This window comes from Bacillus sp. FSL L8-0199 (assembly GCF_038005705.1).
Lineage (GTDB): Bacteria > Bacillota > Bacilli > Bacillales > Bacillaceae_G > Bacillus_A > Bacillus_A cereus.
Genome location: NZ_JBBOTS010000002.1, coordinates 356,462 through 374,031, shown reverse-complemented (window position 1 = coordinate 374,031; position 17,570 = coordinate 356,462). Strand labels below are relative to the sequence as shown.

Below are 17,570 nucleotides of genomic sequence, written 5' to 3'. Positions count from 1 at the left end.
AGTATCTAAATGGATTTTGTCTTAATACAACACTGTCTATTTAATTATCGCTAAACTTTTCTATTAGTTATACCAACCAACATATGTATAAAATCTTGATTTTTCAGTTTAAATTATTTAACATCTAACCATTAATCTTATTACTATCAAAAAATAACTTGTAGTCTAGCTACAAGTTATTTTTTGATAAGGTTATATGTTTTTAAATGAGGCAGTCCTATTGTTATATTTATAAGATTGAATAGATTTTTTGAACTACTAATCATTTAGCACCATACTGTAATTAAAAGAATGGTGAATTGTCATGAGTTGTCTTCGATGAAATAACCGAATGGAATATATGACATAAAACTTTAACACCCTCTTTTAATTCTTGTTCACTCATATAAGAAAAACTTAATCTCATATGATGATTTTCTAATTCTACAGGATAACAAGCTGAACCAGGCAAAAATGTCACTTTTTTCTTTTGTGCTTCTAAAAGAATAGAATTTGTATCTACCCACTCAGGAAGACTAATCCAAAGATTTAATCCTCCTTCAGGAGTGTACCATGAAACTTCAGAAGGAGCATACTTTGATAATAAATCTAAAACTAGATCTCTTCGTAATTTCAAAGCAGTTCGTAACTTTTTTATATGCTCCATTGATTTCTCTGATTTAATAAACGGTAAAATCATCTTCTGAGTGAGTAAAGGACTACCCAAATCTGCGTTAGCTTTTGCTGCTAACAATCGATTAAATATGGAACCAGAAGCAACTAAAACCCCAATTCTGCAACCAGGTGCAAATGTTTTACTTAAACCTTTTAAATAAATAACATGCCCGGAATCATCTAAGCTTTTTATAGGAATCGGTGGTTTTTTACTATAGTAAATTTCATTCCATGGATCATCTTCTATAATTATGCTATTGCTACTTTGGGCTATATCAAGAATCTGTCTACGCCTTTTGGCAGTTGTGATAACACCTGTTGGATTATGAAAAGTAGGGACTGTATATATAACCTTTGGTTTATATTTATCGCATAAACTCTGAAGAATATCTATCCTCATGCCATCTTTATCAATTGGAACGGTAAGGACTGTAGCACCTCTCCCACGAAAAACATCGATTGCTCCTGGATAAGTAGGAGCCTCCATAATAACCACATCATCAGGCCCGATAAATGTTCGAGCAATTAGACCGATTCCTTGCTGAGAGCCATTTGTAACTAATATATTATCTGGATCCGTAGTAATATCAGTTCTTTTTAAATATGCAGCCATTGCATGTCTTAGTTCAAGATCTCCTTGAACTTCTGCATACTGGGATAAGATCCTTGGATTATGAACAAATATTTTTTGAACTTCTTGTTCTAAAAAGCGGTTAGGAAATAACCTGGGATCAATCATTGAAGATGATAATTGAATCATTTCTGGAACTTGATGAAAACGAGAAAATTGAGATCTAGGTAAGTAATCCTGAATTGAGAGCTGCCAATTATAAGGTGAAACTTTTGGTTGTCGATTAACAACTTCTTTTCTTTCGGGATTAACAAAAGACCCTTTCCCTTGAATAGAAGTAACGAAGCCATCTTCCTCGAGTTTCTTATATGCTTTTGCTACTGTTACTAGACTCACCTTCAATTGTTTTGTAAGTGTGCGTATAGAAGGTAATTGTGTTCCTTCTTGTAGAAAACCAGAACGTATATGATCCACAATAGATAGATATATTTGGCTGGAAAGTGAAATTTCACTATTGCGTTGAATTTCAAAATGCATATTAAATCTCCTTTCAGTGTTATAGAAGGCGGTTGCGTGTTATATAGGGTTTCGATATAACATACAAGTAGTTCAAGGGATTTTCAAAATAAAATTTAAAATGCGAAAGGAGGTAATAGCTCTATTAATAAGTATTAGGTTAAACGTCTTTACTTAAAATGATACCCATATGTGATGATAATTTAATTATCTCGCACAAAAGCGATTTATATTTATAACCCATTAAGTAATGTGAATTAAACGAGACTTATAGTATAGAGGCAATATACGTGATTTTTAAGATTCATGCAAATATTTAATTTTGATCAAATAATTTTTTAGGTAGTCAGAGATTGCAATATTATCACGCTTAAAAGGGGAGATATTATGTTTAAACACGATACTATTGTACGTTTTAGTGAATGTGATTCTTTAGGACATGTAAACAACTCAAATTATTTTACGTATTTTGAAGAAGCAAGAAATGACCTCTTTAAAATTTTTAACCCGAGTCTAAAAATAGAATCTTGGAATTTAATTGTTGCTTCAACTCAATGTGACTTTATTCGTGAGGTGGTTTATGGTCAAAAATTAGTTGTTTCTACATGGATTAGCAAAATTGGTAATGCAAGTTTTCAAGTTGAACATGTTATACAAGATGAAAATCAAAATTGGATTGTAAGAGGAAAAGTTATTTTAGTTCATTTTAATTTTCAATCACAAAAATCAATTCCTTTATCTCAAGAAATAAGGAACGTACTTTCGGAACATACTGAGGCACCTAAAGGTGTTCCGATGTTGAGATAAAAACATCATAATCATTTGATCTTAATACACAATGGGACACTATGGAGGTATATGTAATGAAATATTATGTAGTAGACGCATTTGCAGAAAACATATTTGAAGGAAACCCTGCAGCAATTTGTATCATGGAAGATTGGATTTCAGATGAGATGATGCAAAAAATTGCGATAGAAAATAATCTGTCTGAAACAGCTTATACTGTAAAAGAAGGGGAGTGCTATCAACTAAGATGGTTTACTCCTGGAGGAGAAATTGATCTATGTGGCCATGCAACTTTAGCAGCAGCATACGTTATTGCAAATTATTATGAAAAAGGTATTGAGGAAATTACATTTCTAACAAAGAGCGGAAAACTTGTTGTATCCAAGAACGGTAATCTTTATGAGATGGATTTCCCAAGCAGAATGCCTGAAAAGATTACATTAACAGATGAGATGGTTAAAGCCATTGGAATAAACCCTATTGAAAGCTACTTAGGTAGAGATTTGATCTTCATATTAGAAAATGAAGAGGATGTTCAAAATCTAACTCCTGATTTTGCGAAAATGAAGGAGCTAACAGAAGGATTAGCCGTATCAGTTACTGCCAGAAGTGCTAAATATGATTTTGTTTCCAGAGTTTTTTTTCCAAAACTAAATGTAAATGAAGATCCAGTTTGCGGTTCAGCGCATTGTAGTTTCATCCCATTTTGGGCACAACGTCTTGGTAAAGATGAAATGGTAGCAAGGCAGCTGTCTGACCGAGGCGGAACATTATATTGTAAACATGAGGGAGACAGAGTAAAGATTGCGGGAACAGCAGTTGTATATGCCATTGGTGAGATTCAAATTTAATAAAAAGGAGGCTAGAACATGAAAATAGAACAAAGAATGGAAGAACTAGGTATTTTATTAACTAATACTTCGCCTGCTAAAGCATTATACGTACCTGTCAAACAATTAGGGAATTCCCTTTTTGTTTCAGGACAAGCTCCATTTATAGATGGTACACCCGCTTATACAGGAAAAGTCGGTGGAGAAAGAACCTTAGAAGAAGCACAAGAAGCAGCAAGAATTTGTATTATTAATACACTGGCAGCAGTCAAAGAGTATATTGGTGATTTAGACCGTATTGTAAATGTAGTGAAACTACAAGCCTTTGTGAATTGTGAAATTGAATTCAATCAACAACATATTGTTATTAATGCTGCTTCAAAATTATTACATGATATCTTTGGAGTGGAAGGTCAACATGCCCGAACGGCAATTGGAGTGAATCAGCTACCCATGAATATCACAGTGGAAATTGATTCTATCTTCGAAATTCAGGGCCAATAAGCTAATTATAAATGAAATTTCCCCTTAAAAATAATAATTAATACTAAAATCACATGCTAGTGTTAGACATATTCAGCAAGTATTAAAATTTAACTTTCAATTATAATACTTGCATTACATGGAGAAGAATATATGAATAAAAAGAACGATTTCAATGATAATCAAACCAAATGTAAAGCTCTTAAACTTTCCAATAATGATCAGTGGCAATATGAATCATTTTATAGATACCAACCTGTATTTTCATGTAAAGCTTTATTGAAATTTTTCACTAGAAGAGCAAAGTAATAGTATTAACTCACATCATAAAGTCAGAATTTTCTTCATTCAAACTCCAGGAAAGGAATGCAACTTGTGAAATGCAGATTAAAGCAATTACTATAGAGGAAATTTATCAGGAGATATTAGATGGAAAAAGAAATAGATTCCCGCCAAACACTTGAAAATTAGATGAAAATAATGAAATGGCTAAAGAGTAACAAGATATTTAGTAACAAACATTTTAAATTGGAACGAAGAAGAAATCAAACAGAATTGGAATAACGCATTAATTGCAAAGTATCGTTTACGTGGCGTATTGAAACATAAATATGAAAATAGTCCGTATGCAATGATTAATGATTTATATCCAAACAGATATGTAAAACATTTATTTAGAGGATATATAAATAAATCTTAATATTTTTATAAAGCTCACATTAACATGATACCCCAAAAGGGAAAGGAAGGTCCGTAAAATGTCATTAGAAAAAGTTATTTCCTATTTTAAACAATATGGTATGGAAGATAGAATTATAGAGGTAACAGAATCTAGCGCAACAGTTGAATTAGCAGCAAAAGCGTTACAATGTGAACCTCAAAGAATCGCAAAGACTTTATCTTTTCAAATAGAAGATCGTGTTTTAGTAATAGTAACTGCAGGTGATGCTAAAATTGATAATCGTAAATACAAGGAACAGTTTGGTGTTAAAGCTAAGATGGTCGATGCAAACAAAGTGGAAGAGTTAATTGGACATGCAATAGGTGGTGTTTGCCCGTTTGCTGTAAATAAAGATGTAGAAGTGTATTTGGATGTATCACTACAAAGATTTATAACTGTTTTTCCTGCTTGTGGAAGTGGAAATAGTGCTATTGAATTAACAATAGAAGAACTAGAACGATACTCAAAATATTTAAAGTGGATTGATGCCTGTAAGGGATATACAAACTAAGAAGCAATCTTAGGAGAACATTCCATATATGTACGTCTGTACGCTATTTTTATAGAACTATAAATTACAGTGGGATTGAATAAGAATGAGAAATAGATTTTTTATAATAATGTTATCTATGCTATTTAGTATTGGATTGGCTGGCTGCGAGCAATGGAATCGTTATAGTCCGTTTGTAAGTGCGATAGATGTATATGGTGTAGTGAAAGAAGAAGCTAAAAGAGACACTAAGGCCCCTAAAGATGTAATTCATTATTCATATGATTTAATTGGATATGATGAGAGTTTAAATAAAATAGACTTAGGTTTTGGGTCAGATAACAAATTCCCTATTGGCACATATATTAAAGCTGCGAAAAGGGGAAGTGATACAAGAATGCATGATATTTCAGTTATTAAAAAAGAAGAGATTCCAGAAAATATATTAAAGAAATTAAATAAGAAGTAATAACCTCGATAAAAAACTACATTCTATATAGGGTGTAGTTTTTTTAGTATAAATTAAAATATCTCGAACAATCAGCAAAAGAGATTAGTTCAATTATTAATATTAATTCAGAAATGAAACAAGTTTTGAAACGTTTATACGTATAGTACAGTTAATCCGCAAAATGAAATTTTTTTTGGTTTAGCATGTAAATCTAAAAAAGCTTTAGTTTAGACTTTCTTGTCCCAATCAAGTTCCAAAAACAAAAGTTTAGACTTTCTTGTCTAAATAGTTTAGAGTTTCATGTCTTTGTACAGTACAATAATAGAAGGGGAGATGAACTGACCATCATCCAAGAGTTCGTTAAATTCTGATATAACGAACTCTTGGATACTGAAATTCTATTCCTATTATAGCGGTAGCTTATTTGATTTTTAGGTTTATAATTCATAGCTAGTTTAAGTTAAGTGACTATTTTGAGTAATCTATAAAGAATTAATCGCTTTTATATAATTATATACAAATAAATTATACATTTTTGGGTATGGATCCCTTTAATTTGCAAAAATAGGAAATGTGCATTTTAATTTTATGATATTTTCCCTTTGTTGTATTCATTGCGAGTGACAAATATTTTAAAAGCGTAGAAAGATCTTATTTCTACGCTTCTTTTAATAAGTAGTAGATTTAGTGTTTTTTTAAATTTGTTATATAAGATTTTACAGCTTGCAATAAGAATTCTTCCTGTCTCATACCAGCTTCCGCTGCCATTTGAACTACTTTTTGCTTAAATTCATGATCTGCATGAAAAGTTAATGGCTCTACATTACTTTTAAAGTAAATACCTTCTACATGTGGAAGAATCGTGCCAGATTTCATATGAGAATGTAAGTACTTAATCTCTTCTTGAAACTGCAATGGATCTACTTGTAATACGAAAGGTTTAATTTCTAATTTGATAGTATCTGCTGAAATACTCAATCTCATATTTGTGATACCTAGCTCCTTATAAAATAAGTTTATTAGATTATAAGTAATGGAATTAAATAATTGAGGTTTTTTAAAGGAAAAAGATAAATACCCTCGTTTTGTAATTACCGCTTTTTTAATGAATGGTTCAAAGGTGTAATCATGTTGTTTATAAGTGGATAGAGGGAAAATATCCTCGTCTTCTGTAAGAATCTTACCGTCTGCTCCATTGATCTCTATTACCCTAGCTGTTTTTCCGTTATGTTGATGTGTTAATAATTGATATAAGTATATATCTTCATTTTGAATTTTCGTAATGAATGTTTTTCGCTCTTTTGTTTTGGTTTTTTCATAATCAAGCATAAAAATCTCTAGTTCTTCCTCATCGATAAGATATACTTGTTTTCCTCTTTTTTCTTCCATTGTGGCGGGTAATTTTCCAGATTTGATGTATGTAAAGATAGTAGATGGTGCAACATTAAGAATTTCAGCTACTTCTTTTGTGCTAAGGCCTTTAACCTTATTTTCATTTTGTAAACGTTCAATATCCTCTAAATAGAAAATCTTACTACCGAATTGCTTCCAGTTATCTTTATATACACATTCTATTAATCCATCTTTTTCTTTTTTTAAAATTGTTTGTACCGTTACTCCTAATAAGTCAGCTGCCTCTTTGGTCGTTACAGTAGGTTTTGTAATGAACAATAAATCTTGTGTCATAAAAGGACACCTCCATAACTATCGTTTGTTAATATTTTAGGTATGTATATATCATATCAGAATCTGATTTATATTTAAAATAAGAAATAGATTTTATTAAATATAGTATGCATTGTTATCGTTTAGAAATATTTTTCATTCAATCTATATGTTAATGAATTATTATAGTTGTTTTTATTATAAAATCACTATGGATTTTAATTATTTAATTGTTAAAAGATATCTATTTAATAATAAATTATAAAAAAATATAATTATAAGTAAATAGAGAAGAATGTAGCGTTCTTACAGAAGGAAAATGAATTATCATTTGTATAATTAATAGAAGTAAAATAAAATAATAATTATAGGTAATAAAGAGAAGTATTATTATAATCTTCAATAGGAGAGGTAAATTTGAAATATGGATAATAAAAATGAAAAAGAAAATTTATCTATTATAAATAAACATAGTGAATATATAGATACATATGTAGAGAATTTAAGAGATATAGTTCCATTTCTGTATAACGATAGTTATGTGGATAAATTGGAAGAGAAAATGGAGCTTGCAGAAAAAGAGGGAAAGAGTAAATATACGTATTTAAGTGACCTGGAAGTTATTTATCATTTCGTACATTTACAAAAAGATATGGATGAGAAGAAGAATAGAAAAGAGGATACGAAAAAGAGTTATGTTTCTGAAATCTTGTCATTTTGTCAGTGCATGGTGCAGCATGCAGAAGAATTTGAATTGAATGGGGAAGAGGTACAGAAAAATGACTCTTTATTGAAAACATTGCAACCTTGGCATATTCGTAAATACAATTCTTGGCTGAAACGAGTAGAGAACGGTAGGAATGGTGACACATATGCAGTCGCAACACTTGCAAAGAAAACAGTGCTCATTCGTTCTTTTCTAAAACATCTTCATGCATTTTCTTATATTGAAAAGCCTCTTCATGAAGAACTACAGCGCGCAAATGTAAATGAGCAGGATCGGCCAAATCGGGACCTATCCTATGATGAGGTTATGAAAATTTTAGGGTTTTTTAAAGAAAGAGGACATTTAGTAAACTATACAATTTTACTGGCTCTAGCAAGTACTGGTGCAAGAATTCAAGAATTGTGCACCGCGAGAGTGAAAGATTTACATTACGACGGAAAGTACTGGTTAAAAGTCACTGGAAAAGGGGATAAAGTGCGTGAACTTTTTATTTCGGAACATTTATATCAGTGTATTTGTGAAATGAGGCTGAGAAGAGGATTCCAAACGGTATTGGATAAAGGGGATGAGAGTCCGGTATTTATAAATCAAAGAGGAAATACTTATGACTCTAAAACATTATCGAATCAAGTAACAGATATGATAAAAAAGACAAACTTAGAGTTTCTACTGTATCGTGAAAATCCAGTAACGGCGCATACATTCCGTCATGCTTTCGCAATTATGGCAGTAGAACAAGGTAATGCAGATTTATATCATTTAATGCAAACACTTGGCCATGAAAATATTCAAACGACTAAAATATATTTAGAAAAGCATATGAAGCGTAAAAACAACGTTGGATCTACTTTCGCTGATATGCTGGTTTAAACTTTATATAGTTTATAGGGGGATTTAATTATATATTTTTTACATAATTAAATGATTTATATGTTTGTTTATTAATTGTGAAGAAATATATAATTGGGGAAATAAATAAAATAACGAAATTCATTTTATACAGAAAAAACCAGGATGATTTTAAAAAGTTATCCTGGTTTTTTCTTGAATACACATAATTATTCATATTTCATAAAATTAATTTGAGTTAATTATAAGTTAGCAGAATTTATATCTATTCCAATCTGATAGTGTTAATAACATTATATAATTTGTAGAATTAGTTTATAGAGATTATGAAACTATTTTTCATTGGGTGTATCTAATTGATGATTGATTACTGTGCTGGACCTTTTATTCATAAGTATATAGATCCCACCTATGAATGATAAGATTACTGGATAGAAAATCGCCCAACCACTAAATGAGTATACAAAAATACATATAACTAAAGATAAGAAGGCCATCCACCAACCTATATCTTGAACTTTTAATAACTTAAGAGCAGCTAGCATTGTAAAAATATACGAGGTAATAAAAATTACACTAGGGCCTTTTAGAAGCATCTCTAAATTTGGTCGTGCTATACCATAAAAAATTAAAATACAACTAAAAATTCCGCCTAAAACTAGTAAAACCCTAGTTGGAGTTTGGAATTTAGAATGTAATTTAGCAAAGAAGGAAGGGAAATGTCCTTCTCTAGCTTGGGCGTAAATCATTCTTGAAAAACCTGCAATGTTAGCATGTACAGCACTAAACGAAATGAAAATTGCTAAAATAGTGGTTATATATGTACCTATTGGTCCTAATCCTTTTGATATTAGAATGCTAAGGGAAGCTATCTGGTTCTTATCACCATATGAGTGAGTCCCTATTGTTACAAAAGATATTGCAATGTACATAATTGAGATGCAAATTGCCCCTAAAAATAGACTAATGGAAATATCTTTAGCAGGTCTTTTAAACTCTTCAGCTAATGGGGTTATCATCTCCCATCCTACAAATGAGAAAAAGATAATTACAGAAGAAGCTCCAACAGAAGACCATCCGTTTGGTACAAAAGGTGTAAAAGAACTTAATTTTACATAGGGGATAGAAACGACAACAGCCACAATTATTAGAAGTGAAATTATACAAATGACAAACACACTTATTTTTGATGATAACTCAATTCCTTTAATATGTAAGAGTAAAGAAGTAATCAAAATTACTGCCGCGATGCCTATAACTCCTACATTACTTATTGGAAAAACATAACCAATATAATGGGCACCTGTTAAAGCGATAATAGGTAATCCAATAGGAATAGATCCTAACATAATCCATCCTAGGATTGCACTCGTATTTGCATTAAATGCCATTTGAACATAAGCTGTAATTCCTCCTGCACTAGGAATCATTTTAGCAAGATGCGCCAGAGTTGCGACAATGGGAAAAGCTAATATAGACATGATAACCCAAGATAAAAGCGAAGCTGGTCCAGCGCTATTTGCAGTAATTGAGGGCAATATAAGAATTCCACAACCCAACACAGCCCCTATGGTTAATGCAGTCCCTTGTACCCAAGTAATTGAACGTTTCAATGATTGTTGTGTCAAGATACTCAGCCTCTCTTTCGTTAATTGATATCAATTATATAAAGTTTTAAAAAAAGATAACATGCTATAATTTATGTATTAATTATAATTTTCTTAAAAAATTTAAGAATTATTAATTGTATTCTTAATTAATCAAGGGGAGATACATTAATGGATCAAACAGATTTAAAGATTCTTTCACATCTTCAGGAAAATGCACGTTTAAGTATGGTTGAAATAGGAAAGCTGGTAGGTTTGAGTTCCCCCTCTGTTACAGAGCGAGTCAGAAGACTAGAGGAACAGGGTGTCATTATAAGTTATCGTACGATTGTTAATCCGAAAGAATTAAAAAAACATATTACCGCGTTTGTTTTAATGGAACCAAGAGATTGCAACAAATATAAAAAATTTGCAATGGAACATCCAGATGTAGTCGAATGCCATCGTATTGCCGGTTTATACAGTTATCTAACAAAGGTAGTGACAGAATCAGTACATACACTCGAAGACTATATTAATTTGTGCTTAGAGTATGGAAAGCCTACAACCTTAATAGTGCTTTCTTCTCCAGTAGAACATAAATCACTTTTTACAGAGAGTGAAAAACCTTAATTACATATGAGAGATTATTTTAAATAAAAGCGTGTAATACTTTTGGAATAGCTAAAAAGATCTGCTCAATTGCAATTGAAAATGATTTAATTATTGAAACGTCTGGTCCTAATGATGAAGTAATTAAGTTGTTACCTTCTTTAACAATTGACAAAGAAGGCTTAAGTTATGGATTTGAATTGTTAGAAGAAAGTATTTCTATTATTATAAAAGAGTAGCTGGGTAATGAATAAAAATATCACCAAATTAGGTAAGAAGAATACTTAGGGATATTGTGAAATCCAAAGGATTAGATTATTTCAAAGTGAAGAAAATAAATAAGAATTTTTACTTATCATCTTGCATTTTACTATACGTAAATGTCTATGAAAAGGAGTCATATTTTTTATATTTAGAAGTTCCATTACATGTAAAATCGTTATTTAGTAAGAGTTAAGGAGTACTTGTCCAGAGCACTCCTTAATTCTTACAACACCTATAAGGGTATATGAGTTCTTTGAGTAAACATGTTTTTAAAATAAAATCCATATTTAACGATAAATTTGTAAAGCATCTTGAGAAGAAGATGCTTTGAAGGTGAATATTATCTTATTCTAAAAGATAAATGTTGTGAAATGATAAAAATTTAAATTATATATTTGATATAGCCATAGACTAAGGTTTCGGCACTAGCTTTTCTTTCACTTGAATATATTACTAAGTCATATATAATATGCTTATATACTTGAAAGTGAGGGAGAGAATGGCATACAGCAAGGCGCAAAATGAAGCCACAAAAAACTATAAAAAACGTAATCCAGAACAAGCGAAATACCTCAATTATAAAACTATGGCTAGAAGTTTCATCAAGAATTTAGCCACACAAGAAGATTTGGATATGCTAAAAGAATTAATGGCAGAAAAAGAGGAGAATGACCGTGCTAGAAAATAAATTAGGTATCAAAAATCAGTTGGAATTGAATCGAGTGGAAGAACGACTATCAAAAATGAAAGCCAAAGATTTATATGATTCAGGAGAAATAAACCACATAGAAGTTGGCACATTTAAGGGTCTTTCTGACATTCATAATTATCTATTTGAAGATATTTATTTCTTTGCTGGAAAGATCCGAAAGGTTAACATAGCGAAGGGAAACTTTCGATTTGCTCCTGTTATGTATCTAAGCCATTCACTAGAACATATAAACAATATGCCACAAACAACCTTTGATGAAATCGTTGAAAAGTATGTTGAAATGAACATTGCTCATCCTTTTAGAGAAGGAAACGGTAGAGCGACTAGAATATGGTTAGATTTAATCTTTAAGAATGAAATTCAACAGGTGGTTGACTGGAATAGGATTGATAAAGAAGATTATTTACTGGCAATGGAACGCAGCCCGATTAAAGATATTGAAATTAAGCATTTACTCAAAAATGCCCTAGTAGATAAAATTAATAGCCGTGAAGTATTCATGAAAGGCATTGATATTAGTTACTATTATGAGGGATATACTGAATATGATATAGAGGATTTATAAATAAAAAAGGGCTGAAATTGCCCTTTTTTATTTGCGTTTTGAAGAGGATTTTTCATATAAAAGTAGAACAAGTACAAAAGCCAATCCTAGCTATGGATATGGAGAAAAAAGAACATATAATGTAGAACTAACAGTTAAAGATAGTAGAGGAAAAAAAAGTAAAGAACAAATAAAAGTTACTGTAAAAAAGACTCGCAAACAGGTGGATTGCTTGAAGAAGAGAAGATACTCAGGTTTAATAAGCTTGTAAAAGGAAATATGATTAATCCTGATCAAACAGATGTTTATACGTTTGATGTTACAGTTCCAAAAGAAGTAGATATCTCCGTGGTAAATAAAATATTGGAATGACATGGGTGTTTTATCATGAATAAGACATGTGAAATTATTTAGCTTGTGGTGAATATGAAGGAAATACTATAAAGGAAAATATCATTTGAATGTGTATAAATTTGATGGTAAAAATGGTGGATATTCATTATTAGTAAAATGAATTTATTTTTAACATGTATACTACAGTTTTTTTGTAGGGGGGGCCTGTCACTATAGGCTCCTCTTACTTTGTTATTTATACATTAGAACCATCTTATTGAACTACTTACCACTTAACGTCCTAACGGACTGTTGAAGTGGGAGATTCCTGCGAACACCGATGTATCCACCAGTTATCTTAGCAGGCTCTACCCGCAGTCCCTACGGTGAGAACTTATACGCTGACTCACCACACTACCTACTTTAGCTTGGTTTTCGCAATTTAGAGAAGCGTGGGGCGATAGAACGTTGAAGTTTTTACGGTTGCAACGTTTTTCTGCAACCAACCTCATATCTTCAGTTTTCGAAGAGCAATCTGTACAAGTAAATGATAGCAAATATGTTGGCTTATGCCAACCGACATTCATCTCCCACCTAAAATTGGGGTTTCACACCTTCACATTTTTGAAGAAGGAGTCTTCTGTCAGAAAACGATAAAAAACAAATATCCGCTTTAATAAAGCTAATATTCAACGTGGAGAATCCAAGTGCTTATAAAGAATACTTAGCTAACTGTTCACCCCAAGAAGATAATTTTGTTTCAATAAATCCTGCCTTTTTATATACAAATTTAGCTGAAAGATTTTCAGGAGCATATCCAATCATAATTAAAGGGATACTTGTATAGTTATCTTGTCTAATCTCATCAATAACCAGATATATAGCTTGTTTACCTATACCTTTCCCTTGAAATTTACCATCAATCATAAGTCTATAAATCCAATAATTATTATCATCAGGATCTATTCCAAACATAGTAAATCCTATCATTTTTTCATCAAGATAAATACCTTTTGCGTAGAAATGATCTAGAAATTGAACTTCTGCGATAGAATAGAGGTTGGATGCAATAAATGTTTGCTGTTCTTCTTTAACAGACAGTCTAATTGCTTCTTCCCAATTACTTTTGTCAATAGGCTTTAAATAAATTTTCTTCAATTTGATACTCTCCTTCTAATATTGAAGAGGAACCACGTAGTTTATGGGCTAGTAAAACGTTATCCTCTTGTTTTTTTGCCCAATCAAATAAAAATATTTTCTCATCGACATCGCCTCCTTAAAGTTAAAATCACGTCATTATATTCAATATAGTTATATTCTTTATCTATAAATTCTTTTCCTACTGAACAAATCCTATTACTTTAGCTAATTAATTCAAGGTATATGCTAAAAAATATCGGTAGAATTTCTTTACTTACAATTCTATTTCACTTTCAATAAAGTGTGACGTTTTTTCGTTTTGAGGAAGAATATAATTCTTAATTTGTTAGCATTGCCATCAACCTATTATTATAGGGATCTCTTTTCTATTTACTTATATTTTCATTGTTACTGAACTTTAATCCATTAGAAGTTTGTTTATATCTCAGGTTGCCTCGTGTGAAAATAAGAATAAGCAAAGCAATAAACCCCAGACCTATCACTACAAATGTACCTGTATTCTTTAAAACAGCGTTGGTGGAATGAGTTTGTACCAAGCTAAACGTATTTACACTTGCATGAACTAGCATGACAATAAATACGTTACCGTGATTACAGTTATAAATCCAAGTGAGAATGATTGAGATTGGCAAACACAATAAAATAAAAATTGGCAAGTGAATATATAGGAGAGAAAGGTCAGAACCCGTTCCACCCCTTTGGGCAGCCGTTAAGAAATGTGGAAGATGCCAAAAAGTCTACAAAACACTAAGTAGTAATGTAGCTTTTAACGGTCCAAATTTTGATTGTAATCTAGGCAGAGCGAAACCACGCCATCCAATTTCCTCCGGTAAAGGTCCACCGAGAAAGAAAATTGCTACAAAAGAGATGAGATAGGTTATAAAAAATTCAAAATTAAGGTCACGGAAAGTAGGTATCTCTCCATTTAATATCACCATACCTAGAAACATTGCAGTGGGGATAACGATGAGGGTAAACAAGTACCACTTCAAACCGACTTTAGTAGATAGGATGCTTTTTCTAACTTTTTTCCATGACTCTTTGCCTTCAAGGGTTCGAAACATGATATACGCTGCTAACATAGGGCCTACAAATGCATTAGCAAAAAAGAAAATATCAAATGCCTTTGTTTTAGGAAAAGTACCCCATTGCGATAAGATAAATGGAATTAATACAACCCAAGAGAATAAATATGCCATTACAAAAAATGAAGTTAACGGATAGGATTCCAAATACCCTCTCAGACCTATTAATGAATTTTTTGATTTTGTTAAATGCTTCAACACAATCACCTCTCCATTTATAAAATACCGTATATGTGCTAATTCTACATATTTTCATAAAGAACCTTTTTGACGTAGTAGAGTTGAGTTTTTTGTAAGAAAGGAGCGATACATTACCAAAGAAATGGAGAAATTTCTATAACAGTTTCCTTCATTTTCGTGTCTATCTTGAATGCATCTGGGGGAGCATCTCATGCCTATCAAATTAAGAACATAGACAAGATGAACTTCGTCTTTTAAAACTAAAATATTCTTAATGCAGAGGTACACTCAAACAAATGTGATTATTAGTGCTTCACTAACATGATTTGTTGAACCCTCAATATAGAGGCATACTAGGTTATGATGTTTTTCCGTAACAAATATTGTTAAAAGTTTTTAGGTTTAGAGAGAGTTATAGAGGGTATACATACATTATAAAGAGTTGGTTAGAGATAAACTTTATAGTGAATTGGTCTATAAAACTTACATTCTTACTTTAAATAAAAAGGGGGGAGTATATATGAGTAAAAGGTTAATAAATAAGAGGATTCTATTTATTTTGTGAACGAGGAGCGTGTGAAAAATGAAAAATATGAAACGTAAGCTTGGAACCTTTGCACTTACAATGACTGGGATTGGTTCGATTTTAGGGTCTGGCTGGTTATTTGGTGCATGGAAGGCCGCCAAAATATCAGGAGGGGCTGCTATCTTTTCTTGGGTCTTAGGAATGATTGTAATATTATTTATTGCCTTACCATATAGCGAGTTAGGAGCCATGATTCCAGAGGCTGGCGGAATGGTAAAATATACACAATACTCACATGGAGATTTTGTAGGATTTATTGCTGCATGGGCTAATTGGATAGCTATTGTCTCAGTTATCCCGGTTGAAGCGATAGCGTCAATACAATATATGAGTTCATGGCCTTGGGAGTGGGCAAGTTGGGCCAAGGATTTAGTAGACAATGGGATGTTGACTTCCAAAGGTCTTGCAGCGGCTTCTTTACTTATAATCATATATTTCTTTTTAAATTATTGGACAGTTAGTCTATTTGCAAAAGTTAATTCATTAATTACTATATTTAAAATTATAATTCCTGGTCTTACAATTGGTGCATTGCTATTTGTTGGATTTCATGGAGAGAACTTTACTAGTCATCAGGATTTTCATGTATCTAATTGGTCAAATGTATTAACTGCTATGGCAACATCTGGTGTTATTTTTGCATTCAATGGTTTTCAAAGCCCAATTAATATGGCTGGTGAAGCAAAGAACCCAGGGAAATCTATTCCTCGGGCAGTTGTAGGATCCATTTTAATTGCAACTGTAATATATGTATTATTACAAATTGCTTTTATCGGTGCTGTAAACCCCAATATGTTAATTAACGGATGGTCGAATTTAAATTTCAATTCACCATTTGCTGATTTAGCGATAGCACTAAATATTAATTGGTTAGTTATTGTATTATATTTAGATGCTTTTGTATCTCCTTCTGGTACAGGTACTACTTATATGGCAACCACATCACGCATGCTATACGGAATGGAGAAGAATGGATATTTCCCTAAAGTTTTTGGGAAATTACATCCTATATATGGTGTGCCTAGATTTGCCATGATGTTTAATTTAATGATTTGTTTTGTTTTTTTATTTTTATTTAAAGGATGGGGTATTTTAGCTGAAGTTATTTCAGTAGCGACATTAATTTCATATGTTACTGGACCTATAACAGTAATGACTCTGAGAAAAACAGCGCCTAATTTCCATCGTCCTTTCTATATAAGAGGATTAAATATTTTTGCACCTTTAGGGTTCATTTTTGCATCATTAACATTATATTGGGCAAGATGGCCATTAACAGGAGAAGTAATGTTTATTATACTTATGGGCTTACCTATATATTTTTATTATCAATTAAAAACAAAATGGGTTGGATTTAAGAAGAATTTTTTAGCTGGATTATGGATTGTGGGGTATTTATTATTTATGATTTGTATATCGTACATTGGAAGTGAAAGATTTGGTGGATTAAATATTATAACTTATGGATGGGATATGGTACTGATTTCAATTGTTGCATTTCTATTTTATAGATGGGCTATAAATAGCGGATTTAAAACAAAAGATCTAAAAGTAGCAAAGAAGATTAATCAGAAAATTAGTTAAATAATATACATAAATTAGAAAAATAGATTTATTTTAGACTTTTTTGTGATTAACGTGTCTTATACTGTACTTGTATAACAAAAATATATTGAAAAACACTAAAAAAGAAGAGAAGAAGTTTTAGCTAAAAATAAGAAAAATAATAATCTGTCAAAACCAAGATTAAATGAGCAGCCA

At 31.5% G+C, this 17,570-nt stretch carries 14 protein-coding genes and 4 pseudogenes; 13 read left to right on the top strand and 5 right to left on the bottom strand.

All coding sequences use genetic code 11. The annotated features are described in order from the left end of the window. Positions 1-283 precede the first annotated feature (283 nt). Positions 284-1,762, bottom strand: a complete 1,479-nt coding sequence (gene pdxR, locus NST86_RS29590) for a MocR-like pyridoxine biosynthesis transcription factor PdxR (RefSeq protein WP_000545352.1) — start codon at positions 1,760-1,762, stop codon at positions 284-286. Between the two features lie 366 nt (positions 1,763-2,128). Between pdxR and NST86_RS29585 the strand changes: the two genes are divergently transcribed. The 6 genes and pseudogenes from NST86_RS29585 (at position 2,129) to NST86_RS29560 (ending at position 5,523) form a co-directional block, all read left to right on the top strand. Further along, positions 2,129-2,548 carry an acyl-CoA thioesterase gene (locus NST86_RS29585; RefSeq protein ID WP_086424157.1) on the top strand — a complete coding sequence of 140 codons (420 nt, stop codon included), beginning with the start codon at positions 2,129-2,131 and terminating at the stop codon, positions 2,546-2,548. A 56-nt stretch (positions 2,549-2,604) separates the two neighbouring features. After that, the gene (locus tag NST86_RS29580) at positions 2,605-3,381 is read left to right on the top strand and encodes a PhzF family phenazine biosynthesis protein (RefSeq protein WP_086424156.1); all 777 of its coding nucleotides are present in this window, start codon (positions 2,605-2,607) and stop codon (positions 3,379-3,381) included. A gap of 18 nt (positions 3,382-3,399) precedes the next feature. Next, positions 3,400-3,864 carry a RidA family protein gene (locus NST86_RS29575; RefSeq protein ID WP_086424155.1) on the top strand — a complete coding sequence of 155 codons (465 nt, stop codon included), beginning with the start codon at positions 3,400-3,402 and terminating at the stop codon, positions 3,862-3,864. Between the two features lie 359 nt (positions 3,865-4,223). Further along, a pseudogene (locus tag NST86_RS29570) lies at positions 4,224-4,522 on the top strand (DUF4046 domain-containing protein); the annotation flags it as partial. Between the two features lie 79 nt (positions 4,523-4,601). After that, positions 4,602-5,075 (top strand): YbaK/EbsC family protein, encoded by a 474-nt coding sequence (locus NST86_RS29565; protein WP_065845743.1) that lies wholly within the window; start codon positions 4,602-4,604, stop codon positions 5,073-5,075. Between the two features lie 85 nt (positions 5,076-5,160). Beyond that, positions 5,161-5,523 carry a DUF1093 domain-containing protein gene (locus NST86_RS29560; RefSeq protein WP_001988071.1) on the top strand — a complete coding sequence of 121 codons (363 nt, stop codon included), beginning with the start codon at positions 5,161-5,163 and terminating at the stop codon, positions 5,521-5,523. 666 nt (positions 5,524-6,189) lie between these two features. On the opposite strand, the gene NST86_RS29555 is transcribed toward NST86_RS29560, so the two are convergent. Then, entirely contained in the window at positions 6,190-7,191 is a 1,002-nt protein-coding gene (locus NST86_RS29555; protein WP_086424154.1) for a helix-turn-helix domain-containing protein, read from the bottom strand. Positions 7,192-7,594: 403 nt separating this feature from the next. On the opposite strand from NST86_RS29555, the gene NST86_RS29550 reads away from it, so the two are divergent. After that, the gene (locus tag NST86_RS29550) at positions 7,595-8,767 is read left to right on the top strand and encodes a tyrosine-type recombinase/integrase (protein ID WP_086424153.1); all 1,173 of its coding nucleotides are present in this window, start codon (positions 7,595-7,597) and stop codon (positions 8,765-8,767) included. Between the two features lie 311 nt (positions 8,768-9,078). Here the strand turns inward: NST86_RS29550 and NST86_RS29545 are convergent, their stop codons facing one another. Then, positions 9,079-10,374 (bottom strand): APC family permease, encoded by a 1,296-nt coding sequence (locus tag NST86_RS29545; protein ID WP_000193985.1) that lies wholly within the window; start codon positions 10,372-10,374, stop codon positions 9,079-9,081. A 150-nt stretch (positions 10,375-10,524) separates the two neighbouring features. Between NST86_RS29545 and NST86_RS29540 the strand changes: the two genes are divergently transcribed. The 5 genes and pseudogenes from NST86_RS29540 to NST86_RS29520 form a co-directional block, all read left to right on the top strand. Next, on the top strand, positions 10,525-10,965 hold the full coding sequence (locus tag NST86_RS29540) for an Lrp/AsnC family transcriptional regulator (protein WP_000372879.1): 441 nt from the start codon (positions 10,525-10,527) through the stop codon (positions 10,963-10,965). A 29-nt stretch (positions 10,966-10,994) separates the two neighbouring features. Beyond that, positions 10,995-11,183, top strand: a pseudogene (locus NST86_RS29535) (diaminobutyrate--2-oxoglutarate transaminase); the annotation flags it as partial. Positions 11,184-11,707: 524 nt separating this feature from the next. Beyond that, positions 11,708-11,896, top strand: coding sequence for a hypothetical protein (locus NST86_RS29530; protein WP_000331756.1), 189 nt, complete (start codon positions 11,708-11,710; stop codon positions 11,894-11,896). Continuing rightward, positions 11,877-12,485, top strand: coding sequence for a protein adenylyltransferase Fic (gene fic / locus NST86_RS29525; RefSeq protein ID WP_065230032.1), 609 nt, complete (start codon positions 11,877-11,879; stop codon positions 12,483-12,485). The genes NST86_RS29530 and fic overlap by 20 nt, the downstream gene beginning before the upstream one ends. A 67-nt stretch (positions 12,486-12,552) precedes the next feature. Continuing rightward, positions 12,553-12,978, top strand: a pseudogene (locus NST86_RS29520) (collagenase); the annotation flags it as partial. Between the two features lie 530 nt (positions 12,979-13,508). Here NST86_RS29520 and NST86_RS29515 read toward each other — a convergent pair. Next, entirely contained in the window at positions 13,509-13,955 is a 447-nt protein-coding gene (locus tag NST86_RS29515; protein WP_000725630.1) for a GNAT family N-acetyltransferase, read from the bottom strand. A 368-nt stretch (positions 13,956-14,323) separates the two neighbouring features. Beyond that, positions 14,324-15,241: pseudogene (locus NST86_RS29510) on the bottom strand (CPBP family intramembrane glutamic endopeptidase). A gap of 565 nt (positions 15,242-15,806) precedes the next feature. Here NST86_RS29510 and NST86_RS29505 point away from each other — a divergent pair. Further along, positions 15,807-17,393, top strand: a complete 1,587-nt coding sequence (locus NST86_RS29505) for an APC family permease (protein WP_065230031.1) — start codon at positions 15,807-15,809, stop codon at positions 17,391-17,393. Positions 17,394-17,570 lie beyond the last annotated feature (177 nt).